This is a genomic window from Labrys sp. ALF-8, assembly GCF_059699065.1.
Genome location: NZ_AP048543.1, coordinates 158,685 through 180,835 on the forward strand (window position 1 = coordinate 158,685; position 22,151 = coordinate 180,835).

Here is a 22,151-nt window from a genome sequence, read left to right on the forward strand (position 1 = left end):
GGTTTCCCGGCCCCATTGCCGGATCAGCGAAGGGATCCGAAAGGCCTTGTGGTGCATGCATTGACTACAGACGATCGAGACCCAACCGGCATCATTGTTCAGGCTCTCGATAGTCGGCACGAGATGATCGCGAGGCAGGTGCTCTGCGCCTCGAAAGGGATCTGGACGCTTTGGACGAGCGTGCGGAAGGTCAAGGACAGTGAGATGACAGCCGACATCTTCGCCCTTCTGGAGACGGATGCGAACGCAGTGGTGAAGCCCCACCATTCCAAGGCCATACCGGTAATCCTCACGGAGCCGGAGCAGTTCGAGACCTGGCTCAAGGCGCTGTGGAGCGAGGCGAAGGAGCTGCAGAGGCCTCTGGCGGATGATGCTTTGCTTGTTGTCGATCGGAGGGCAGGGGCGTCATGCGCGGAGGGCTTTCGCCTAACCGCTCCCTAGCTGGACTGTTTGGCATGAGGTTTCCACGGATTGATCACGCTTAGACCTGCTGCATCAAAAGGACTTGTGTCGCGTGTAGCGACGGCGAAACCGTGGGTGGAGGCCGTGGCAGCGATGTACCCGTCTGCCCTGCTGATAGCTCGACCAGCGGCCTGTGCGCTCGCCATCAGATCGGCATAAGCTCGTGATGCTTCCAGATCGAAGGCCAATACTCGGCCTTTGAAAGCTGACAGCACTTCCCGCTCCATCCGGTCATGGTAGATCAGCCGGCGCTTGCCGGCCGGCATCGCAGCTATGCCAAAACGCAGTTCGGCCACCGTGATACTGGACAGATAAAGGCTCTCAACAAGCTGGGCATCCATCCAGGTCAGTACATTCGGTTCGGGTTCGGACTTCCACAGTTCTGAAAGCACGTTGGTGTCGAGAACGATCATTCGCCGAAGCTCATGGGCTCGGCAGGTGTCCTGTCCCGCTCGAAAAGCGCATACTCCTCATCAGTCAGGCCGCCTGCCTCACGCGCGATCGATACCAGCAAGGAGCCGAGTTTCAGGCGCCCATCCGGCTTTGCCGCTCGCTCCAGGATTTCGCGGATTTCGGCCTCGGTGCTGCGACCGTGCTGTGCCGCGCGGACACGGATGGCGCGGTGCACCTCATCCGGGACATTTCGGATGGTGATGGAGGGCATTGATTGCTCCTGGTCGATTTAATTGCATTGATTGTAATTTATAATGTTGCAATCATGAAGGCAAGCCCTGCCAAACCAGCCTTCGCTTGTGATCGTTCCCCATTTGGACGGGCTGTCAGCGTCGACAAGCCCCATTCATGCATCCATGCTGCACCACCTTGTCCCTGAATGGTGCAGGCGTAGAAGCATGCTTGCCTTGGCTTCCTGCCATTGGAACAATCAGATTCCTGGCTCGACGAGATCGCGGACCAGGCCCAGCGGGCGCTCGACAGTTCCGCACAACGATGGACCGCCGCAATTGTCGCTAATCCTGATAATCCACTTGGCGCAGTGCTCGAATTCTACCTGAGCATGGAACATCGCGAAGAGAAGATGGACGGCTGTGCGATTGCGGCACTGGGCTCTGATGCCGCCAGGCAAAGCAGTGTTGTGAAACATCCATTTGAATGGGGCGTTAGGGCGCACCTTAAAACACTTTGCAGCATGGTTTCCGCATCGGATGACGAGGAAGCAAATGGCAAAGCGATAGCCATTCTTTCTACGATGCTGGGCGCAGTGACGTTATCGAGCGTGGTCAACGATCCCGAGCTTGCACGCAGTTTTCTGACTGCGGCTCAACGGCATATCCGTGAAGCCTTCGCCCAAGGGTCGGGTGTCCGCGATGCTTCGTCCCGCTGTGACCGGGACGCAATCGAATAGGTTGAACAGACGGCGAGACAGAAATGTTGCGGTGTCCCGGAGACGTACCGCGTCCGGCCGCACCTCGCGGCCCTTTTATCTTGCCCTCCTAATCGGTCGCGTTTCCGCTGCTCTTTCTGCCATCGTCGTTTCTCCTTCCGGCTACGATAATATACGACGCTGTTCTCCGCGATACGCTGCCGCTGATGGACTTGGAGTTCCGATGCGCCTTGCACTCCTCCGCGCTCATCGACGGGGTGTTCTGGCTGCACGGTGGCAGCGCTCGAACCGTCGCGGCGCATTTTTCCATCGGATTGACGGAGCATCGTCACAAGCATTCGAGCGCGGTCCGGCCGTTGGGTGAACGGCGCGGCCGCAGGCAATGTATGGCCCGCCCCGTCTGCAAGCAGAATGTTTTGGATGGAACAACCGGTCTGCACCAATGTATCCGGCCTCGGCGCTCTGCGCGCCCTGCCAAGATGGAGATTCGCGCGCCCGGCTCCTAACAAGATACACGACCTCGAAAGGGCCGCTGCCTGCCGACAGGTTTGCCGAACGCCGATCAACCGTTGGGCCATCTTTATGTACATCCTCCCGCAGACTTCATGCGGCCGAGCAGTTGCCGGGACGCTCCCGCTCGACCAACTCGTTACCCCTTCGAGGCCATTGCGGCTTCATAGGGGCGCTGGTTCGACATCACCGCCCAGGCGATCCGGGCCAGTTTATTGGCAAGCGCAACGACCACCACGTTGCGCTTGGCGCGCTTGCGGGCGCAGCGCCTGTGGTGGCCGTTAAAGTGTCAGCCTCGAAACCACGCAGGAGGCGGCTGATGGAGTATTTTTGCGGACTGGACGTTGCGATCGAGGAGACGGCGGTGTGCGTCGTCGACGACCGCGGCGAAGTGCATCTGACGACCAAGGTAGCGAGCGATCCGGACGCGCTGTTTTCCGTGCTCAAACCGTTCGTCGGGCGGTTGCGCCGCGTCGGTCACGAGGCAGGTTCCCTCTCGCCCTGGCTGCATCCCGAGCTCATCAAGCTTGGTCTGCCGGCGATCTGCCTGGAGACGCAGCATGTGCGGGCCGCGATGTCGGCGCAGCGCAACAAGACCGACGAAAAGGATGCGCTTGGCATCGCCCATATCATGCGCACCGGCTGGTTCAAGGCCGCGCATGTGAAGACGGAAAGCTGCTACCGGATGCGCCTGCTTTTGACCCACCGGCGCAACCTGAAGCGCAAATTCCTCGATTTGGAGAACGCCATCCGGCACTCGCTCAAGAGCTTCGGGATCAAGCTCGGCGGCACCTCGCGCGGCAAGTTCGACCAGGCCGTGCGCGAGGCGGTGGCGGACGATCCGCTGTCCAGCGAACTGATGGACGCCATGCTGACGGCGCGCGCCATGCTGTGGAAGCAATACTGCCGGCTGCACGATCTCGTCGTGAAGATGGTGGCGCGGAGTGAACTATGCCGGCGCTTCCTGGCGATCCCCGGCGTCGGACCGGTGACGGCGCTCTCGTTCATGACGGCGATCGACGATCCCACACGCTTCCGCCGCTCGCGCGATGTCGCCGCCTACTTCGGACTGACCGCGCGGCGTTGGCAGTCAGGCACGTCGATCGACGTGAAGGGGCGCATCTCGAAGGCCGGCGAACTGCACGCGCTCGATCATCGGATCAAGCAGCTCGACCAGGAGTTCGAAGCGCTCGCGAAGAGCGATCAACGGGCTCGTCTGTTGCGCAGCGTGCCAGGCATTGGCGCGCTCAACGCAACAGCGCTGGCTGCAGCGGTCGGCGACGTGTCGGCGTTTGCCAAGGGGCGTGACTTCGCTGCCTGGTTAGGGCTTGTTCCACGTCAAATCACGACCGGCGGCAAGCCGCGGCTGACGGGGATCAGCAAGCGCGGGAGCACCTACATGCGCGTGCTGTTGATCCATGGCGCGCGAGCGGCACTGCCATATCTGGCGCGAATGGACACCCAGCTCGGCGCCTGGCTGCAGGCACTGCTCAGACGGGGCGTCTGGCCGATTACGGGCAGCATTTGCAGATAGATGGTTCAGAGGCCGCCCGGCTTTCTCGCCGGGCGACCCATGCCCTCGGTAGGATCACCACCTGTAGCGCAGGCCGGCGGTGCCCTTGACGGTGTAGTTGGAGCCCGAGCCGGAGAGGGCGGTGGCATAGTCGGCCTCGCCATAGACGCTCCAGTTGTCGTTCCAGGCATAGGTGCCGCCCAGGCCGACCTCGCCCCACAGGCGCTTGTTCTGCTGCTCCAGGGACGTGCCGGCTACCACCACGCTGGTGTCCTTGAGGAAGCCGTAGCTCAGGTTGGCAATGCCGTAGATCTGCAGGCGGTCTGTCTTGCCCTCGCCGTTTTTCCAGCTCGCGTTGTTCTCCACCCGCAGGCCCAGCCGGCCCCGCAGGCTGTCACCGTCGCCCAGCGTCACGCGGGAGCTGTTGATGTCTGTGAAACTGTCGAAGTCGACATGGGTATAGGCAAGCTGGGCCTGCGGCACCACCGACCAGCCCGAGCCCAGCTCGAAGCGCTTGCCGATCTCCAGGCTGGCCGTACCCGACCAGCCCTGGTTGTCGCCGCCGGCCTTGTTGGACAGGCTGGACTCGTAGAAGGTGAGCTGGCCGACCGCGTCAGCATAGAGGCCGTCGGCGCCAAGCCAGGTCAGGTTGCCGCCGAGGCCGTAGCCGGTAGTCGTGATCTTGCCGCTGCGGGCCGCTCCCGTGGCCGGATCGCGCGAAACGTCGATATCGGCGTGCGAGGTGCCCACCATGGCATAGGCGCCGACGGTCAGGTCGCCCGCGCCTGTCTCGTAGGCCGTGCCCTCGTAGCCGGCCTGCAGGAAGCCGAGCGAAAGGGTATAGGGCGTGCCCGACTTGGGATCGATCGACGTATATTGCCCGCCGATGCGCCCCCAGGCACCCTGGCCATAGATCACGGGGCCGGTGGCCGCATACTTCATGACCTGGCTGGAGGGCAGGTCCGCCGCGACCTGCGGCGTGCCGTTCGGCCAAATGCGGTTGCCGGTCCTCTGCTGCAGGGTGCCGAGCGTCGCATCGGCGAAGTTGACCAGGATGTCGGCATAGGGCAGCGCCGTCTGGGCGGAGGCGTTCGCCTGCCCGGTCGAGCGCAGGTACCAGTTCTGGTCGTCCTTGGTGAGGTCCTGGTAGTAGAGGGCGTAGTCGTAGGCGCCAACGGCGACGGCGCTGGCGAGATGGAAGGCGTCGGCGGTGGAGGTGCCGCCGTTGATTTCCACGACCTCGATGCCGTTGGTCGTCTGCGCGCCGGCGCCGCCGGCATTGCGGATGGCCAGCGTCGTCGAACCGGAGGCATCGCCGTTGATGATGAGGCGATCAGTGGGCGAGCCGTCGCCGCCCAGCTGAGTGTCGAGCGAGACGGTGCCACCGGTACCGACGAAATTGCCGGCGATGGTCGTCGTGTCGCCGACCACCCCGTTCTGCATCTGGAGAAGGCCGCCATTGGTGAAGGTGCCCAGGCCGCTGAAACTGGTGGCGGTCGGGCCGCTCGCGCCGCTGGCAGCTGCGATGATGGTGCCGCCCGCCTCGTTGTCTACGCTGCTGGAGGTGTCGGGGCCGAGCACGTTGGCCCCGCCCGCCGTGTTCCACACGCCGCCCGATTTGTTGTCGAAGCTGTTGGCGCCGACGCTCAAAGTCACAGTGCCGGTGATCAAACCGGAATTGACGATGTCGGTCCGGGTACCCGTGGTCTTGATCGCCCCCGCCGAGGAGGAACCGCTGGTGTTCTGGATCGTGCCGGATGCCAGGTTGTTGATTGCAATGCCCTGAGCTCGGCCGGAGGAAGAAGCGAGGATGCCGTAACCACCACCTTGGACCAATCCAGCCGTGGTGATCGAGGTCGTCCCAATGCCGGAGTTGCCCGCGCCGATCCCGACGGTGCCTCCTGTCACATTACCCGCTGTGATCGTGAGGTTACCGCTCCCCAGACCGACGTTCTGGGCATTGATGCCGATGGTGCTCGTGCCTATGACAGTACCGGCAGTGGTGTCGATGGTCGTCGCACCCGTACCAGTGTTGCGGGCCATGATACCATTCACGCCGCCCGTCACGTCGGCCGTAGTAATCTTCAGGCCCGCTGCTGCCTCACTCGCCTGGATGCCGTTACCGCTCGTCCCCGTGATGGTTCCTGCGGTCGTGTCGATAGTTGTCGTGCCCGCACCGACAGTGTGGCGGGAGAGGATGCCATTCACCCCACCTGTCACATCAGCGGTGATGATCTTCAGATCCATCCCTGTCCCAGTAACCTGTATACCGTTTTGATTCGTCCCCGTGACGGCTCCCCCGACGGTGTTGATCGTTGTCGCGCCGGTGCCCAGGTTATTGGCATAGATACCAAAGTCAGCGCCGTTGGTGGCGCCGTTCGTCGTGATGGTCAACGCCTTCGCACTGGCATCGTTATGGGCGTAAATACCGGAAATCTTGCCGGCATAGGCCGAGAAGGCGGGATTATTTCCAGTGCCTATCGTGGTACCGGACGTCGTGATCGACGTGTCGCCGGTGCCCTGGTTGACGGCCAGGATGCCCTCCGTGCCCCCGCTCGTCGTGGCGGAGTTGATCACCAGGCCTGAACCTGAGTAGACTCTCGCGACGATGCCGAAGCCCCGCGAGGCGTCAACATCTCCCGTCGTCGTGATGCTCAAGGCGCCACTCGCGAACTGTCTGACGCCGACACCATAATAAACCGCATTGACATCGTTGGCCTTGACAGTCGCCGATGTGCCGGCATTACGGATGAACATGCCGGTTCCGCCGGTTATGGTCCCGGTTGAACTGACATAGAGTGCTCCGCCGTAATTTGCAGTCTGAAGCGTGGCATAATTGTTCATCGGTCCCGTGACCGATGTTACCTTGATCGACAAGTCGCCGGAGCCATAGTTCTTGGCAAACAGGGTCCTTCCGCCCGATCCAGCGATATCGCCATTCGATGTGATGGATATGCCGCCGGAACCGCTGTTCTTGGCATAGAGGCCCCGGTATGAACCCGTGATCGCCCCGGTTCCCGTGTGATTGAAAGTATCGCCGCCGGTGCCGACGAGAGAGAAGGCGTCACCGCTTGCGGTGATCCCGAAATCGGAAGAGGTGGTTACAGTGAGCGGCCCACCGGTAAAGGCTTGGGTGGTATCCGTCCCGGTAGCAGCGCCGGAACAGGTGTAAGTCCCTGCCACGCCTGTACAGCTACCCGCGTAAGCACGCCGTCCATAGCCGACCAGCGCTGCCATCATGGCGGTCGTCAGTGCCAGCTGGCCTCTCAGTTGCTTGTTGAGATTCATGATATGTCTCTTTTCGGATGTTCCGTTGGGTCGACTGGCGCAACCGCTTGTTGGTGCGCGCCTGTCGTGGCTGTGTTGGAGGTGTCGTGGCTGGCTGGGGGCGCGGCCGCTGGTTCCGCACTGTCGGCTGGCAAGTCCTCATGTGTGATGAGGGTCTGGATCTCGTTTGAGGCGAAGCCGAGCGACATCGGGCATGCGACGCCGGGCAGTGCGGCGACGTCGTAGATCTCTGCGACGGCGCCATCGATGCGGAACCAGTCGATGCAGGTGCCGGTGTCGAGGTCGATGACCTGGAGGCCGCACCACGGCTCGGAGTCGGCGTCCTTCAGCTTGCGGTCGAGCGGGAGGCCCTCGAAGCGCTCGTAGCGCGGCTTGGAGAGGCCGACGAGGGCGTAGCGCCCGGCGAAGGCCAGGCCGCGCAGGAAGCCGGGGCAGAAGGCGACGGGATGGAAGGTCCGGCTGTCGCGGTCGACCCAGCCAAGCTCGCCGGCGCCGGAGTTCAGGATCCACAGCCGCCCCTGGTGGAGGCGGGGCGAATGGGGCATGGACAGCCCCTCGCAGACGATATCGCCGGTGGCGACGTCGATGACGACCCCGCCGCCGGTGCGCCGGTCGCGCCAGCCGTCGATGGTGTTGGAGCGGCTCACGGCGGTGACATAGGCCGGCCGGCCCTCCTGCATCGCCATGCCGTTGAGATGGCAGCGGTCTTCATCGACGATGTGCGAGATGAAGGGGGGCTTCCATATCGGCGTGAAGCTCCTGGCGCGCGCGAGGCTCGCCAGGCAGTTGAAGCGGGTGTTGACGAAGACGACCTCGCCCTCGGCCGTCAGCCCGACATCATGGGCATCGAGGACGCCGGTGGTGAAGCTGATGCGCGGCACGTAGCAGGCATCGAAGGTGTGGTTGATGAACTGGCCTTCCTCGAGCACGTTCTCGAAGCGGTGTATCTGGAAGAGCGTGGCCAGGATGAGCGCGTTGCCTTCCACGGCGATGCCCATGGCCTTGTGGAACAGGCGCTCGTCCACCATCAGGCCGCCCGCGGGATTGCGGCCCAGCAGGTAGAACTTGCCCGACTGGTAGGAGGAGATGGCGACCGAGAGATTCAGCCGCGCCAGGGTCGCAACGAACCCGGGCGAGACCGAGTAGGCGGTTTCGGCAGCTTCGCTCATGATGCCGCCATCCATGCCACATGCCCCACGGCTTCGCTGCTTCGGCCGGGTTGACGGGAGTGGAGACGTGAGAACGACATTGGACCCTGCGCAGATTCAGACAAAAATCGCTGATTGAAAATTTCTGCTCGGAATGTAGTATATTACCTAAGGTAATGTATCATATATAATGATCACATGTTTCACAAAACGATGGCTTCTGACGTTTATTTCAATCATAAATTGCCGATTTTGTCGTGACTGTTGTGGATATACAACAGTGGTTCCAAAAATGGAGCCGCGGATCAGGGGGCGAGCAAGTCACGACGGCGCGAGGCCTGAATTCGTGTCGGGAGCCTGGGAGGGCCATCACGCCTATTGCAGCGATGCACTGCCCATTCCCGAGGAGCTGGCTGAGAAGCCGATCCCAAACGGCACGGCAGCATTGTCCCAATAATACCCGGAGGACACCATGATACTCACAGCAAAGCAGAAAGTCGCGCTCAGATCGGTGCTCGTCGAAGCGCTCGATCTTCGCCGGCTCGCGCGGCATCCCGATCTGGAATTTACATCGTCGGCTTGATTCCTGCGTCTCGCCGGCATGCAGGTTGATCAGGACAGCGCTTGCAGAATCCGGACGCCGCCGCATACCCGTGTCTCACGCACCATCTCGCCCTTCGCCACCAGTTTGCGCATGCCCTGTGCAACCTGACGGAGTGACTGCCGCTTGCCGAAGCTCAACCAGATGCTGTCCCGAACCTGCTGCGTTGTGGCTCCGTCCGGACCGTCCGGCCTGTGCGCTTGCATAGCAGCGACAATCCACGTCTGAAGTTCGGTCCGGCGCGCGCTTTTCATTGACCGCTACAGAAATCAGTTGGGCAACAGTATGCTCCCACCGCAAGCCCTCACCGATCGAACTACTGTCGCGGCCAATCGAAGAAGACAGCTATCCGATCGATGCATTGCCGCGCCTTCTGCAGATCGGCTTCCACCTTCTGCTTGTCCCGGACCAGCTTCGACGAATTTATCTCAACTGACTCATCAAACAAGGAACTCGCGTTCGGATCGGGCGGGACTGCAAAGCACGCCGTGCGCCTCGACATTGATCCCCGGGCTTTGTGGCTGCAGTCTTCTTTCGGGCATTAAAGGCTGTAGTGTCCAATTGAAAACACCACGGGCCAACCTGCAACGTCAATGTCGTTGGTGCGTTGTCTTATATTAAAGATCATTTTGTGATAAATGAGATCATTTTATATAAAAATAGAATTTATACTTTAACGTTGTATTTATGTCACACAAAATATGGGCAAGATGATGTATATATTTTAGGTCAAAGGGATTTAAATTCATGAAAACATTGTTTGTGGGAACTATTGCCGTTGCGCTATCCTCAACTGTGGCAATGGCTGCCGATCTTACGCCTCGGGCAAGCGAACCGGTCGCCCCGATTGCGATACCATTCACCTGGGCCGGCTTTTATGTCGGTGCCCAGGTCGGTTACGCCTGGGGGGACTCAAAGACCAGGGCTGTCGATGCCACGGCCGGAGATTATGGTGGGACATCCAACGATCCGAAGGGTGTTATCGGCGGCGGCTTCGCTGGGTATAATTATCAATTCAACCAGAATATTGTCGTGGGCGCCGAGGCCGACATCAACGCTTCAGGTGTAAAATCGTCCTTCCATCCGGTAATTGCGAATGGCAATGACTTTCCTGCTGGCACAGCCCTGCCTGTTGGCTTCGAGGTGAAGCAACAGTGGTTCGGTTCCGCGCGGCTGAGACTGGGTTACGCCTTTGATCGCTTCCTCCCCTATGTTACGGGGGGCCTCGCTTTCGGTGACATCAAGACGGACCTCAAGAACCCATCGCAGGGTATCTCCGCATCCGTGAGCGACACCCGGGTGGGCTGGACTGTCGGGGCCGGTCTGGAATACGCGGTCACCGACAATATCATTGCTCGCGTCGAATACCGGTACGCTGACTACGGAAAAGCCAAAATGGCGGTCACCGACTCAAATGGTGCCCCGGGTCATCTTCCTACTACCCTCAAGACCAACTCTGTTTTGGTTGGCGTGAGCTACAAGTTCTAATCTACCGTTGGGTGAGCACCGGTGCGCTGGTGTTGGCTCGACACATTATCCGCGATGGCGTCAGCTTCGGTCTCGCCAAGGGCATGTTGGCTGCCGGCATCGCGGATTTCGATATTCGGTCCAAAGGCCAGCGCCCCGCGCTGGTCCTCCTCACTTAGGCGCCCTGCGATTTTCTTCGTTATCCAGCTCGACCAGACGCTCAGGCATTGAAAGTAGCTTTTGGGCAGCGGCCGCGATTGCCTCTGCGACCGTTGGGTAACTCTCTGCCGAGCTCACTTCAGTCCCCGAAGCATAAGTGATAGTGGCTTGGTAGCCATTTCCTTTTGGCGTTGCGGAAAGGACGACCTGCAACACGAGCTGTCCTTCTCACTTGGACTATGCGTCACATCCCACACAAGGCGCTCAGTTTTGCCCGCACGTCGGCCAGGGTTGCGGCAGGCACTGTCCCGCCAGCCTGACGAATGGGACGAGCCAAGATATCGATGCTACGGACATGACTGGTCAGGATCTCGCCGGACACCGCCAGTCCAGGCGGAAGAATTACGCTGGTGCCAAAGTTGCGGATCGTGCTGGTGATCGGGCAAACAATGGCAAAGCCAGCCGCTCGACTAAAGGCAACAGGCGATAAAACCAGCGCCGGCCTTCTGCCGCCTTGTTCCCGGCCCGTTCTGGGGTCGAAATCGGTCCAGATAAGGTCGCCTTCATTGGGCACATAGGTGACGTTAGTCATCCACGACCTCTCTGCCCACATCCGCATCCCATTGGAACGCCGCACGCATCGCCTCGGGCGTCACGTTGGACAGCATGTCCTCCAGGCGATAGCGAGGGGCAGCAGCCTCAACAATCAGCCTATTGCCTTCAGCTGTTACGCTGACCGATTGCCCTTCGCTGACCCCCATTTGCTGAATGAGCGCTCTGGGCAGCCTCAACCCGAGGGAATTACCCCATTTTGATATAACGACCTGCATGTGCCTCGCCTCCAATAAAGGATATACATTGTATATCCTATGTGAGCGCTATGCAAGCCTTTCCGCTGGACTGCTCGTCCAATGTGAGCATAGCTCGACCAGAAGGTGTGATGGTGGTGTCACCTCAACGGATGGCAGACCCGGATGAGGGCACATTGGGCATTCCGTCAGGCTGCAATCGACAAGGCGACCTTTTGCGGCGAGGAACTCGATCCTCATGGCAACCGGACCACGCATCCAGGCTGGGGCAATCTCCGTGATGTAGAGCGCGATGCCGAAACTGATCGGCATAGCGATCATCATGGCGATAAGAGCGCTGACGATGGTTCCATAGATCGATACCAGGGCGCCGAACTGCCTGGTTACCGGATCCCAATCAGTGCTGACGACGAAGGGCCAGCCAAGGGTGTAAAAGGCCAAGCTTCCGCCCCAGAGCATCGACAGCGCGGCTGCGCTGAGGGAGAGAAGCACGACGATAGAGGCAGCCATGACCAGGCGCCGAAAGAGCTTGTCCGAAAAGGCGTCCCAGTTGGCGGCCGACGACGGCCCTCCGGCGGAAAGCTGTTCAACTGCGGTTGCGTCAGCCATGGCTCGTTCCCGTTGCACGAGGGGGAATGGAGTTCCCCGGAGGCTGGCACCTCCGGGGAAGTCGACGGCACTGCGTTAGCTTGATGTTGCCGGCCCAATAGGCTTCGATCTGCTTGACCAGCGAATCGGGCAGCGGGACATAGTCGAGCTTGTCCGCCTGCTCCTTGCCGACTCCAGGGACCACTTGAATAAATTCAAGGCCGACTGGTTGCGGGCGCCGTCCTTTGGTTGCTTATACCTGATGACGAACACAGTGGCGGTTATCGGATAGGCGGCATCGCCCGGCGAATTCGTCATAACGAGATTGAAATCCTTGGCATTGGACCAGTCGGCACTGGCCGCGGCAGCCTGGAAGCCCGACCCGCGGGATAAGCGCTCAAGTCTTGTTTCCCTGACCAAGAAGGCGGTTGAGCGACTGCCGGCAGGCCGGGCCATATTGCGCCAGGGCAACGCCGACATGACCAGCGGGTTGTCGTGCGAGGAAGTCGACACGCTGGTCTCACTTCTGCGCCGGGCGCTCGCCAATATCGATGCACTCGAAGCCTGACGCCCGCTGTCCCATACCGGTAGTTGGAACAAGATGGCCGAGTGGGTGGAGGGGGCCCAGCCCCTGTCCCGGTCCTACCACTGAAGTAGCGATCCCTTGGGCGGAGGAGGAGCCGGCTCATCGGCTTGACAGCCATGCCTTAGCAGCGCCGATTGATGCCAGGGGAGGGGGCTATGGAAGATGACGTGACTGATGTGTTCGAGGAGGGCGAAGGTCCCTTTGCCACACCACTCGTGACGAAGCTTCGCGAGATCCGGTACGATGACGACGAGAGAGACTTCGTTGTGGCGACGTTCGAGCTTGAGGATGGCGCCTTGGTTCACGTGCCTCTCGCCAACACGGTGCTGGTCCAATTGCGCGTTGCCATCGCCGCCATCGAGGCCGAGCGGGACAACCGCGAGCCTGTCAGGCATTGAGGCTGCCGATTGTCAGCAGAGAATGGCGGATTTGCTGCAGCTCTCCCTGAAAGCGCCCCAATTCGTGCGCCTTTCTCCTCGTCTGGATTTCGCTCTATATATGAAGAAGGACACCCCTTGAACAATCCCATCACGGACCTGACGGCCGATATCGTCTCCGCCTATGTCTCCAACAATTCGGTGCCGGCGAGTGGTCTGGCGCAGCTGATCGCCGATACACACCAGGCGCTCGATCGCCTCACGCGCCCCCAGACGGCAGCCGTCGAGCCTGCCAGGCCCGAACCAGCCGTGCCGATCAGGAAGTCCATCACACCCGACTTCCTCATCTCGCTCGAGGACGGCAAGAAGTACAAGTCGCTCAAGCGCCATCTCAGCTCCCAATATGGCATGACACCGGCAGACTATCGCGAGAAGTGGGGCTTGTCGGATGACTATCCGATGGTGGCGCCAAACTATGCCCGCCAGCGCTCTGAACTCGCCAAGACGATGGGGCTTGGCAAGGGGGGAGCTCAGCGCAAGCGTCCCAGGAAGTAACCCCACCGGCACGGACGCCGGGGATTGGGAGGGATGCAGGATTGTGCTGCCAGCACCAGGCTTCCCTCGGACGCACTCACCCAATCGTAACCTTTCGGGACGACTATTACCTGGTTCGCAAGGACGAGCGCGATCCGGCCGATGACTTGTAACGCGTACTGCCGGATCGCCTTCCCCTCATTCTTGCTAGCGCTGGAGCGGCTTGCAGCGCCCTCCAGCCAAGGGGCAGTGGGGCCCGCCGGACGGGTCAGCTGTCCTCGTCTTTACCGGCTTTCTGTTTTTCCCGGCGTTCGAGGACAAGCCGTACCTTCTCGAATTCCGACGGAGCCATCGAGACTCCCTCCACCTTATCGCTGCCCAACTGCTCGACAGTTGCACGCAGATGTTCGGCCGGCACTACTTTCACCTCCCCACCCTTGAGGATGATGGCGACCGTACCGAGGGGCACCAGCTCGCTCGCCGTGATGCCAAAGCCCTCCACGAGGATCACTTCCTTGTCCAACAGCGCGTTTCTTCCTTTTCTTGGGCCCGGAAAAGAAGATCTACAGTCTCAACCGCGACACCAAATCTGCGATGTCGATCGTTGAAATACGACAGAAGGTGTCGGACACGGCGTACGGCAAAATAATCTTGCTCCCCTGCCGCATCGCTCCGCACGTATAGACAACATTCGGGACGTAGCCTTCGCGTTCGGAGGGCTGGGGCCGTATCAATGGGTCGCTTGACCTTCCCAGGATTTTTGCCGGATCGTGCTTGTCCAGAAGAACAGCTCCGATGGAGTATTTCCGGATCGGGCCAACGCCATGGGTCAGCAGGAGCCAACCCTCATCGAGCTCGATTGGTGAACCGCAATTACCTATCTGCACAAACTCCCAAGCATTGCGGGGCCTTAAAATGGCAACGCCGCCATCCCAGGAGTGGAGGTCGTCGGAATAGATCAGATAGAGGTTTTCATTGTCCTGTCGCCCGATCATGGCATAGCGGCCATCGATCTTGCGGGGAAACAAGGCCATGCCCTTGTTACGAGCGGCTGCTCCTCCCAGCGGCGTCATTCGAAACGACACGAAATCCGTCGTCTCAATCAACTCTGAACGTATCGACCGACCATCATAGGCGGTGTAGGTGGCATAGAATTTATTTTGGGAGCCGTCTTCGAACCGAACGAAGCGAGCGTCCTCGATACCGTGGGACTGTGCCAAAGTAACCGGAAAGATAACCCTTTCGCTAATTTCATCGGCCGGATCGAAGACGACAATCACCTCTTCACCGGCCGGCCCCGACATCCTGCTCTGTACCTTTGGAAGCGATGCGAGGCGCGCTGCGGGCTGGACCGTTACGGTACTGTCGGCCGTAACGGTGCCGGAACGAAAGGTAAGTGAAGAAATATGTCCCTCACCTACGGCACGCAAGCTGAGAATGAAGCGGCATCCTCCCTCCGGCGCGCCCGATTGGTTGGGGTCGAGGACGATGCTCGGATTGAACAAAGCAGACGCTTCAAAGGAGTACTCATTCAAAAAATAAGCGCCTACCAGCAGACGCTGTGCTCCGGTGAAGGTGATATGCGATGCAAGGGCCGCCTCCATTTCATCGGCTCGCGTCTCCATTGAGGCCAAAAGACTACGATGCCGTGACTGGAAGTTTGCAAGAACGTCGGTCAACTCGTGTTCAATCTCCGCGGGCGTGAGCGCCAAGACACGATCGACGATGTGGTTCGCCCGCGTCTTGTCGACCGGACTGAGATCTCTCGGCTCGGTAGCAGGCCTGAACTGACGCACAATCACTCTGCCAGGATCCGGGTGCAGATGAACATCCTGGGGCTCAAAGAGCGAACGCCAGCGCGGCTGGTCCCCAACCGGCTTGTGCGGATCAGAGAGCTTATTCATGGCCATTATTCCAATGCTCTCGCCTGAACCCGACTTAGGTAGAAATTTTAAGCCGAGGCGACCTCAGGCATGAAGTGCCTGCACGGGCTTGAGTTTTGCCGAAACCCTGCCCTCACGAGCCATCTGGCGAATTTCCGCAAGGCTGCTCAGATAGGAAAGGACCGACTCGCCCCCCCTGTTTTCATTGGCGCGATCTGGATGAAGTCCGTCACGGCAACTGCCGCTTTGCGGATCGGCCAGCGGCACTCCCAAGTCGTTGCTGCCAAGGAACCAAGCAAATGTCCGGGTCGCATCGGCCTGCCAGATGACGTCGTTGGTCGCTCGCCAAGCGGAGAGACAGGCCGAGATCATGGCCGTTGCTTCCACCGGCTGCTGGTCGAAGGCATGGGGCAGCTTACGAATCTCGCCGAACCCCCTGGTGCCAACCGGCCGGAAATGGCCGGTGGGGCTGATCTGCAATTGTGTTAGCCAGCGCAGGGAGCGTAGCCCCGCTTCGACATAGGCGGGATTTCGGAGGGTATCGCCAGTCAGGATCATAGCTTGCGAGAGGCGGGCATTGTCGTAGGAAAGTCCCTCCTCGAACCAGACCCAATTGGGTGTTTCCACTGTCGACAGCAGCGAGAGCAATCGGTCCGCGAGCACGATGCGTAGACGCGAGGCCGCAGCGTTCTCGCTAACAACGGCGCAGAAATCATCGAGGCCCAACAGCGTGAAGGCCCAGGCACGGGGTGAGGTGAAACTCTCAGCAGCTGCGAGCGCCTGCTCGAATAAAGATGCTGCCCACTGCCGCCGCGAGGGATTTGCGTCATTACGCATGCATTTGCCTAGAGACCAGAGAGTTCGGCCATGGCTGTCTTCCGAACCGCAATTCTCGAGCCAACGGCGATCAAAACTCATGAAGTTGCGAAAGCGTTTGGTGTCGGGATTCCAGGCATGCTGGACGAATGCAGCGAAGCGAGTGGTCATTGCATCTGAAAGGCGCAGTTCACCAAGGCTGTTCAATGAACAGGCAAGGAGAAGGGCGCGGGCATTGTCATCGATGCAATAGCCGTGGTCCCGGTCGGGCACGCAATGGATTGCGTGCTGGAAAAGTCCCGTATCGTCGCACATGGACAGGAAATGGGCGAGTTCCATAGGCGGTGAAGCGGTGGCGTCGCGGGCGAAACGGTGGTGGTCGATTTGCGTGCGCGTCTTATAGGCGGCCCTGATCCGGCTCCCACCAATCGCCTGCTCGATCGTGACTAGATAGCGTTCGGCGGTTTGCTCCCATGTCATAGATCGACTGCTGGCATAAGCTCGCTTGCGCATTGCCTGGCGCTGGGTCTCGTTGGTGAGAAGGCCTCCGACGGCGCTGCCGATGGCCCGCGAATCGCCAAATGGCACGAGGATGCCACGGCCATCGGCAAGCAGTTCCTGAGCGTGCCAATAGGGGGTCGATACGACTGCCTTGCCGAGCCCGAAGCTATAGGCCAGCGTACCCGACGTCATCTGCGCCTCGTTGAGGTAGGGCGTGACATAGACATCGCACATGGCAATGAAAGAAAGGAGCGTGGGCTTGTCGACGAACTGGTCGAGGAATACCACGCGATCGTCGACGCCCAAATAGCGCGCCCGTTCCATCAGGCTTTCGCGATAGGCTTCCCCATCGGTGCGCACGAGGTTGGGGTGGGTGGCGCCAAGAACCACATAAACTGCGTCTGGCCGGCTCTCTAGGATGGAAGGCATGGCATCAATCATGGTCTCGATGCCCTTGTTGGGTGAAAGCAGGCCGAAGGTCAGGATTACAGCCTTGCCGTCGAAACCGAGCTTGGCCTTGGCAAGATCGGGTTTGACGAAGGCAAAGTCGGGAATTCCGTGCGGAATGACCTCGATTTTTTCGTCTGCGACCTTGTAGATCTGACTCAAGAGCTCGCGCCCTTTCTCGGCCATCACGATAACCTTGGAGGAGGCGTCGACCACGTTGACCAGGACGCTGCGTTGCTCGCACGTCGGCTTGGCCAGGATTGTGTGAAGCGTGGTTACGGTCGGCATGGTCAGACGGGAAAGCAAGGCCATAATGTGGCCGCCGGCCTCGCCTCCGAAAATGCCGAACTCATGCTGGAGGCTAACGGCATCGACCCGGCCGCCGTTCAGGAAGTCGGCGGCTTCGATGTAGTCCTCCAACCTGTCGTCGTGAATCTGAAGCTGGACGCTGGAGGGATAGGCATAATGCTGGCCGTGATCGGTCATTGGCACAACCGAAGTCTGGATGTCCGTACGCAAAGTGGCCACCGCCTGCTGCAAATCGGTCGTGAAGGTAGCAATGCCGCAATGGCGAGGCAGTGAATTGCCGATAAAGGCCAAACGGTTCAATGAGGTCATAGGCGCGCTTCCATCTTTTGTGAGGCCGCTCGGGGAAAGATCGAAGGGCGGGGAAAATCGCAGCTCGGCTTGTTCGCAGGGGCAAGATCGAGCTGGATCAGCAGGTTCTCGGCCGGGCGATTGCCTGAGTAGGCCAGAAGGCCGATCAGACCATCCGGGCCGACCTCGATACGAGCGGTACCCGTATCGAGGTAGAAGGCCCGGCCGATGGCGGCGCTCATTGGGCCGATCAGCGCATGGCCATCGAGCACCAGCAACCAGGTCTCGCTGTCGACCTTCAGGCCCCAATGGGCGTTCGCAGCAAGATCGATTCGCTCGAGGATGAAATAGGAACTGGCAATCAGAAGCGTCCTGGCATCCGACAGGCTGTCGGCGATGGGCTGTGGCTCCGGATCCTCCCGGCTGGAGGCGGCAACCGCATCGTCCACATCGAGGCTGCGCCGGCGCCCATAGTCGAAGAGGCGAAATGTGGAGTCGCTTCTCTGCTGGATCTCCGCCAGAACGATGTTCGGGCCGATGGCGTGGATCGTACCCGCTGGAACGAAGATGACGTCATCCTTCTGAACGCTATGCCATCGCACCAACTGCGATATCGAGCCATCTTCGATCGACGTCCTTAGTTGTGTGGCGTCAAGATGGCGCGTTAGGCCGAGAGCCACGCAGGCGTCCGCGGCAGCCGATAAAATGTACCAGGCTTCGGTTTTGCCATGGGCGAGGCCGATGGATCGCGCAAAGCCATCGTTAGGATGTACCTGGATGGAAAGCGGCTGAGTGGTGAAGATCAGCTTGAGCAGCAGCGCCGGTTCGATCGAGTGAAGACCGACTCGTTGGCACCACAGTTCTCCGATAGGGCCGTTATCGTCCTGAATATTACTCCAGGGCAGCAGATCCGTACTTCCCCATGGCTTGCGCACGACGCGCATGCTCGCCTGTTCGATTGCCATTGTGATCTCCTGGTTTGCACCAGCGGATGTCATCCAAAGCGAGGATTGCTCCTGACGCGCTGATCCCGATGGTTGAGTTCGTTCAAATAGGACAGCTTCACCCCCAGGGTGCGCTACCCCTTTTTCTTTGGAATGGTGCTGACGGGGCTCGGCAAACCTTGTTCCAAGCGCGGCTGCACCGCAGAAGCCGCCAGCTTCGCAGTCTTCGGTTTGCGGATTTCCCGATTACTGCGCTTCTTTCCCTTGCTCATGCCGCTCTCCTTTGTCTGTCGCCCTCAGAAACAGGACGCTCCACGATCTTCGCAGATCTGCAGCTCTTCTGTGGTTACAACCAGCCGAAGTGCCACTCATGCATGAAAACCCACGCCAAAATAATCGAAATTGTACTAATATTATCAGTGCTTAAATAAAAGTAATTACGAATTGCCGAATTTAAAGGTGCTAAAATATTTAAATTATAATAGCATAAAGCTAGGAATATTTGACGTATTTCTAGGTAATTTTATGTAATTATTATATGATTTCGGTGCCTTTGGACGAACGATGTGTGCCAAAGCGGCGTACCCATCAGTTATCAGGATTGGCTTCTTATATGACCCGCCGAGCATCCCGAGCCGAGGCTAATCATCGTGGCCGACGCTCCTCTGGAGCCGTGCTGCCATTGGCGCCGTGCTTCTTGATCTTATTGGTGGAACGCGAACCTGCTGCCCGCTTGAGAGGTGCTAACGACCTGCTCGATGAAGGTTATGACATTATCGAGAGTGAAAGTGTCGCCGAGGCCGTGCGGATTCTGCGTGGCCGTAGCGATTTCGACGCGATGGTCGCCGATATTGATGAAGAGCATGTCGCCGGTGGGCTAGCTCTTATCCGCTATGCAGCAAGCCATCATCCGGCGATGAAAATTCTTGTAAGCACTGCCCAGCCGGGACTGTTAATCGAGTCTGAGGAGGTTATTACCGATTTCCTCGCAAAGCCATATCCTGCTGGCGGGCTTGCCCGGCGGATGCGAACCCTCCTCGGCCAGAGGCCGCCTCGCGAGCGAAATATTTCGTCAGGTTAGGTTCAGCTGCTTTCCATGGCTTCATTGGTACCAAGTGCCGTCTTTACCCCTGATCAAGCTATAGAGAGCCCTCCGAGTCCTGCCGCGAGCCACTCGAACCTTCTGACAAAGGATTTCTGCCGCATCTAAATCGCCTCTCTCAAATGCGAGCTGACGCTCGATATCGGAGCTGCCTGCATCGGCCGCTGCCAATATGGCATCAAGTGCCGGGCCCCAAAACTCCATTGGGAACTCCTCGGGTGAAACTGTCATGCTGTATGGCCTTTGGCTGTACGCCCGAGGCATTCATTCACATCGGGGAAACAACCATAGCAGATCATGCCTACGATGCGGGGATATTCAAAGGACCTTCTCCAAAGGTACATCACTCGTGACCGATGGCGTCCGCCTTCCCTTTACCAGTTATTGTGATCGCATCCGAGCCGCCGATCTGCATAGTTTACGGATAGCCGTAGCAGTCCTCGCAATAACACAAAACGGAATATACTGAGCTTGGCGGTATCGTCTGGAGTTCAGCGACGTCAGTGACGGTGCTGGGGCCTCCTGGTCTTCGTCAAGCGACACAAATACCCGCTATTTTCATCTGGCATCCTGCTATTCGCTCCAGGAACGATCCGAAAGCGTGCACTCTCAGCGCCCGGTTAACGCTCACGCTAGATCAACGTCCACGTTAAGTACGGCCCTCGATTCATAAGAAACGCCTGGTAGAATGATTTTTAGTGCGCTCAACGATCAAGAATATTGTCCATTAATTTTAATTTAACATCCGTATATCAACAGAATTTTCTTTCTATAGCGATGGCGATACCTCGTAAGTCCATACTCGAAAGGATTTCAGCGCGTGAGGGCCGAATGAATTGATGAGAGGGACATCTGCGGCGTCGCGCCCGCGTGCGACGACTATTCTACCAATCCTCGGCACATTATTGCGAGGATCAAAAGTATGCCAGGTGCCATCGAGGAAAACTTCGATCCAAGCGCTGAAATCCATGGGGTCAACGACGGGCACGCCGATGTCACCTAGATGGCCATTCACGTAGCGGGCCGGGATATTGAGGCAACGGCAGAAGGTGACAGCCAGATGCGCGAAATCGCGACAGACGCCAACTTGTTCGTGAAAGGCTTCGTAGGCCGTGCGAGTTGCGCGCGCTTGCATGTAGTCGAAGCGGATGTGGGCATGCACGAAGTCGCAAATCGCCTGCACCCGGCCCCAGCCAGGCGGGAGCGATCCGAACGTGTCCCACGCGATCTGACTCAGACGATCCGTCTCGCAATAGCGGCTGCCCATGAGGTAACCTAGGCACTCATCCGGCAGATCCGCTACGGGAGTTTCGTGCGCTTGGGTCAGCACGGGGTCCAATTTGCCGTCGTCTTCGATCGTGGCGTCGCCCCAGATCATGACGTCGCCCGCCGGGGCGACGAGCCGCCGGCACTGGTTCCCGAAAAGATCCCGGTAGGCGGATATAGGAACGGCAGGCGTTGTGAAGGTCGTCTCGGGAATCCTGATATCCGCCGCACGATCTTCGTGGACAGACAGCAGACACACCAACGCCGTCGGTCGTGCGAAGGTCAAGGTGATTTCATAGCCATAGCGGATTAGCATCGTCACGATCTATCGGAAGTCAGAGGGGGTCAGGATGTTCAAATTTCGATGATGGCTCGAATACACCCCGCCAGCAACGTCATAGATGTTGGGACGCATCGCATCGAATGCGGAAAGACATTCCGCTTCCGACAACGGCGTTCCTTGTGCCCGATGCGTGGCCAGCGCCGCGGCCTCGACGAAGAATTGGATCTCGAACATGCCATCATAGCCAAAAAACCGCACAGCGTTTCGCACCTGGTCGAAACTTCGGCTCGTATTGGGAAAAGCCAGCGTCATGGTTGGCACGCTACTTCGAGCGCCCGTAATGCAGGCGATGGCGACCTATTTTGGCACTCCGTGGGTTGTAGGCTGAGCGACAGCATCGTATCCGTCGGCTCCGACCAGGTGAGACCTGTCATTGTGCGGCCATCCACGTCGGCCGTTGTCCCTGAGGATACGTTACAGAGGGCCCAGAATCGGTCACGCTCGATCCATTTGCCATACTGATGATCATCCGTGCCAGAGGCGGACGCACCATCGTCATTATCCCAGGCGCCAAGGGCGAACGCGTGTTGCTCGAATTCGATAGGGAGCAAGTCCATGGCGATGTCCTTTGATTCAGAGGCCTGCGCCTGGGTCTAACTTACGGGAATAGAGCTCGTGCCCATCGCTGTCGACGATGGACACTGCGTCCGGACGCTGCGGCATGTTGAGAGTCCGGCTAAGCCGCCCTGCCGCTTCGATTGCGCCATCTAGATCTGTGGCGTCCGCAATTTCTTGGCCAATAACAGCATGGGCGTTATCTGTTTCACGTATACGATAGAACTGAATGACGATCGTCATCGTCGCCCCCGGATTTTACAAGACTTCACGACCATTATTATTTGTCATTGATACGTTTGGTGTTTGTATA

The 22,151-nt window shown here is 59.2% G+C and carries 23 protein-coding genes and 4 pseudogenes; 9 read left to right on the top strand and 18 right to left on the bottom strand.

The window, feature by feature from the left end; genetic code table 11:
- Window positions 1–204 precede the first annotated feature (204 nt).
- Window positions 205–441 (top strand): hypothetical protein, encoded by a 237-nt coding sequence (locus tag AC6H34_RS34320; RefSeq protein WP_497542111.1) that lies wholly within the window; start codon window positions 205–207, stop codon window positions 439–441.
- Here the strand turns inward: AC6H34_RS34320 and AC6H34_RS34325 are convergent.
- Together AC6H34_RS34325 and AC6H34_RS34330 are read right to left on the bottom strand one after the other, a co-directional pair.
- Window positions 438–875 carry a type II toxin-antitoxin system VapC family toxin gene (locus AC6H34_RS34325; protein WP_497542112.1) on the bottom strand — a complete coding sequence of 146 codons (438 nt, stop codon included), beginning with the start codon at window positions 873–875 and terminating at the stop codon, window positions 438–440. The genes AC6H34_RS34320 and AC6H34_RS34325 overlap by 4 nt on opposite strands.
- Window positions 872–1,126 (bottom strand): FitA-like ribbon-helix-helix domain-containing protein, encoded by a 255-nt coding sequence (locus AC6H34_RS34330; RefSeq protein WP_497542113.1) that lies wholly within the window; start codon window positions 1,124–1,126, stop codon window positions 872–874. Before AC6H34_RS34330 ends, AC6H34_RS34325 begins: the two co-directional genes overlap by 4 nt.
- A 210-nt stretch (window positions 1,127–1,336) precedes the next feature.
- On the opposite strand from AC6H34_RS34330, the gene AC6H34_RS34335 reads away from it, so the two are divergent.
- Complete coding sequence (locus tag AC6H34_RS34335) at window positions 1,337–1,825, top strand: TetR/AcrR family transcriptional regulator (RefSeq protein ID WP_497542114.1); 489 nt, start codon at window positions 1,337–1,339, stop codon at window positions 1,823–1,825.
- Window positions 1,826–2,453: 628 nt separating this feature from the next.
- On the opposite strand, the pseudogene AC6H34_RS34340 reads toward AC6H34_RS34335, so the two are convergent.
- A pseudogene (locus AC6H34_RS34340) lies at window positions 2,454–2,576 on the bottom strand (IS110 family transposase); the annotation flags it as partial.
- A gap of 57 nt (window positions 2,577–2,633) precedes the next feature.
- Here AC6H34_RS34340 and AC6H34_RS34345 point away from each other — a divergent pair.
- Together AC6H34_RS34345 and AC6H34_RS34350 are read left to right on the top strand one after the other, a co-directional pair.
- Window positions 2,634–3,452: pseudogene (locus AC6H34_RS34345) on the top strand (IS110 family RNA-guided transposase); the annotation flags it as partial.
- A 6-nt stretch (window positions 3,453–3,458) separates the two neighbouring features.
- Window positions 3,459–3,812 (top strand): annotated as a pseudogene (locus AC6H34_RS34350) (transposase); the annotation flags it as partial.
- A 90-nt stretch (window positions 3,813–3,902) separates the two neighbouring features.
- Here AC6H34_RS34350 and AC6H34_RS34355 read toward each other — a convergent pair.
- Window positions 3,903–7,115 (bottom strand): autotransporter outer membrane beta-barrel domain-containing protein, encoded by a 3,213-nt coding sequence (locus AC6H34_RS34355; RefSeq protein ID WP_497542115.1) that lies wholly within the window; start codon window positions 7,113–7,115, stop codon window positions 3,903–3,905.
- Window positions 7,112–8,284, bottom strand: a complete 1,173-nt coding sequence (locus AC6H34_RS34360) for a TIGR03032 family protein (RefSeq protein WP_497542116.1) — start codon at window positions 8,282–8,284, stop codon at window positions 7,112–7,114. Before AC6H34_RS34360 ends, AC6H34_RS34355 begins: the two co-directional genes overlap by 4 nt.
- A 1,327-nt stretch (window positions 8,285–9,611) precedes the next feature.
- Between AC6H34_RS34360 and AC6H34_RS34365 the strand changes: the two genes are divergently transcribed.
- Entirely contained in the window at window positions 9,612–10,352 is a 741-nt protein-coding gene (locus AC6H34_RS34365) for an outer membrane protein (protein WP_497542117.1), read from the top strand.
- Window positions 10,353–10,502: 150 nt separating this feature from the next.
- On the opposite strand, the gene AC6H34_RS34370 is transcribed toward AC6H34_RS34365, so the two are convergent.
- The 5 genes and pseudogenes from AC6H34_RS34370 to AC6H34_RS34390 all read right to left on the bottom strand — a co-directional run.
- Window positions 10,503–10,706 (bottom strand): hypothetical protein, encoded by a 204-nt coding sequence (locus AC6H34_RS34370; RefSeq protein WP_497542118.1) that lies wholly within the window; start codon window positions 10,704–10,706, stop codon window positions 10,503–10,505.
- A 28-nt stretch (window positions 10,707–10,734) separates the two neighbouring features.
- Window positions 10,735–11,082: a type II toxin-antitoxin system PemK/MazF family toxin gene (locus AC6H34_RS34375; protein ID WP_497542119.1), complete on the bottom strand. Its 348-nt coding sequence runs from the start codon at window positions 11,080–11,082 to the stop codon at window positions 10,735–10,737.
- Entirely contained in the window at window positions 11,075–11,320 is a 246-nt protein-coding gene (locus tag AC6H34_RS34380; protein WP_497542120.1) for an AbrB/MazE/SpoVT family DNA-binding domain-containing protein, read from the bottom strand. Before AC6H34_RS34380 ends, AC6H34_RS34375 begins: the two co-directional genes overlap by 8 nt.
- Before the next feature lie 48 nt (window positions 11,321–11,368).
- On the bottom strand, window positions 11,369–11,908 hold the full coding sequence (locus AC6H34_RS34385) for a hypothetical protein (protein WP_497542121.1): 540 nt from the start codon (window positions 11,906–11,908) through the stop codon (window positions 11,369–11,371).
- An 82-nt stretch (window positions 11,909–11,990) separates the two neighbouring features.
- Window positions 11,991–12,262 (bottom strand): annotated as a pseudogene (locus AC6H34_RS34390) (phosphate ABC transporter substrate-binding protein PstS); the annotation flags it as partial.
- Here AC6H34_RS34390 and AC6H34_RS34395 point away from each other — a divergent pair.
- The 3 genes from AC6H34_RS34395 to AC6H34_RS34405 all read left to right on the top strand — a co-directional run bounded on the left by AC6H34_RS34395 (window position 12,222) and on the right by AC6H34_RS34405 (window position 13,405).
- Entirely contained in the window at window positions 12,222–12,455 is a 234-nt protein-coding gene (locus AC6H34_RS34395) for a winged helix DNA-binding protein (protein WP_497542204.1), read from the top strand. The pseudogene AC6H34_RS34390 and the gene AC6H34_RS34395 overlap by 41 nt on opposite strands.
- A 185-nt stretch (window positions 12,456–12,640) precedes the next feature.
- On the top strand, window positions 12,641–12,871 hold the full coding sequence (locus tag AC6H34_RS34400; protein WP_497542122.1) for a hypothetical protein: 231 nt from the start codon (window positions 12,641–12,643) through the stop codon (window positions 12,869–12,871).
- A gap of 117 nt (window positions 12,872–12,988) precedes the next feature.
- Entirely contained in the window at window positions 12,989–13,405 is a 417-nt protein-coding gene (locus tag AC6H34_RS34405) for a Ros/MucR family transcriptional regulator (RefSeq protein ID WP_497542123.1), read from the top strand.
- A 247-nt stretch (window positions 13,406–13,652) separates the two neighbouring features.
- Here AC6H34_RS34405 and AC6H34_RS34410 read toward each other — a convergent pair whose 3' ends face one another.
- From AC6H34_RS34410 to AC6H34_RS34430, 5 genes are all read right to left on the bottom strand, one after another.
- Window positions 13,653–13,907, bottom strand: a complete 255-nt coding sequence (locus tag AC6H34_RS34410; RefSeq protein ID WP_497542124.1) for a hypothetical protein — start codon at window positions 13,905–13,907, stop codon at window positions 13,653–13,655.
- Between the two features lie 40 nt (window positions 13,908–13,947).
- Window positions 13,948–15,288: a glycoside hydrolase family 130 protein gene (locus AC6H34_RS34415; protein WP_497542125.1), complete on the bottom strand. Its 1,341-nt coding sequence runs from the start codon at window positions 15,286–15,288 to the stop codon at window positions 13,948–13,950.
- A gap of 63 nt (window positions 15,289–15,351) precedes the next feature.
- Complete coding sequence (locus AC6H34_RS34420) at window positions 15,352–17,649, bottom strand: glycosyltransferase family 4 protein (protein WP_497542126.1); 2,298 nt, start codon at window positions 17,647–17,649, stop codon at window positions 15,352–15,354.
- Window positions 17,646–18,593 (bottom strand): class I mannose-6-phosphate isomerase, encoded by a 948-nt coding sequence (locus AC6H34_RS34425; RefSeq protein WP_497542127.1) that lies wholly within the window; start codon window positions 18,591–18,593, stop codon window positions 17,646–17,648. The genes AC6H34_RS34420 and AC6H34_RS34425 overlap by 4 nt, the downstream gene beginning before the upstream one ends.
- Window positions 18,594–18,706: 113 nt before the next feature.
- Entirely contained in the window at window positions 18,707–18,844 is a 138-nt protein-coding gene (locus AC6H34_RS34430; RefSeq protein ID WP_497542128.1) for a hypothetical protein, read from the bottom strand.
- 437 nt (window positions 18,845–19,281) lie between these two features.
- Here AC6H34_RS34430 and AC6H34_RS34435 point away from each other — a divergent pair, with 437 nt between their 5' ends.
- Window positions 19,282–19,653, top strand: a complete 372-nt coding sequence (locus AC6H34_RS34435) for a hypothetical protein (protein ID WP_497542129.1) — start codon at window positions 19,282–19,284, stop codon at window positions 19,651–19,653.
- A 790-nt stretch (window positions 19,654–20,443) separates the two neighbouring features.
- Here AC6H34_RS34435 and AC6H34_RS34440 read toward each other — a convergent pair.
- The 3 genes from AC6H34_RS34440 to AC6H34_RS34450 form a co-directional block, all read right to left on the bottom strand.
- On the bottom strand, window positions 20,444–21,256 hold the full coding sequence (locus AC6H34_RS34440; protein WP_497542201.1) for a transglutaminase-like domain-containing protein: 813 nt from the start codon (window positions 21,254–21,256) through the stop codon (window positions 20,444–20,446).
- 9 nt (window positions 21,257–21,265) lie between these two features.
- Window positions 21,266–21,535, bottom strand: a complete 270-nt coding sequence (locus AC6H34_RS34445) for a DUF1488 family protein (protein ID WP_497542130.1) — start codon at window positions 21,533–21,535, stop codon at window positions 21,266–21,268.
- Between the two features lie 321 nt (window positions 21,536–21,856).
- Window positions 21,857–22,081: a hypothetical protein gene (locus tag AC6H34_RS34450; RefSeq protein WP_497542131.1), complete on the bottom strand. Its 225-nt coding sequence runs from the start codon at window positions 22,079–22,081 to the stop codon at window positions 21,857–21,859.
- Window positions 22,082–22,151 lie beyond the last annotated feature (70 nt).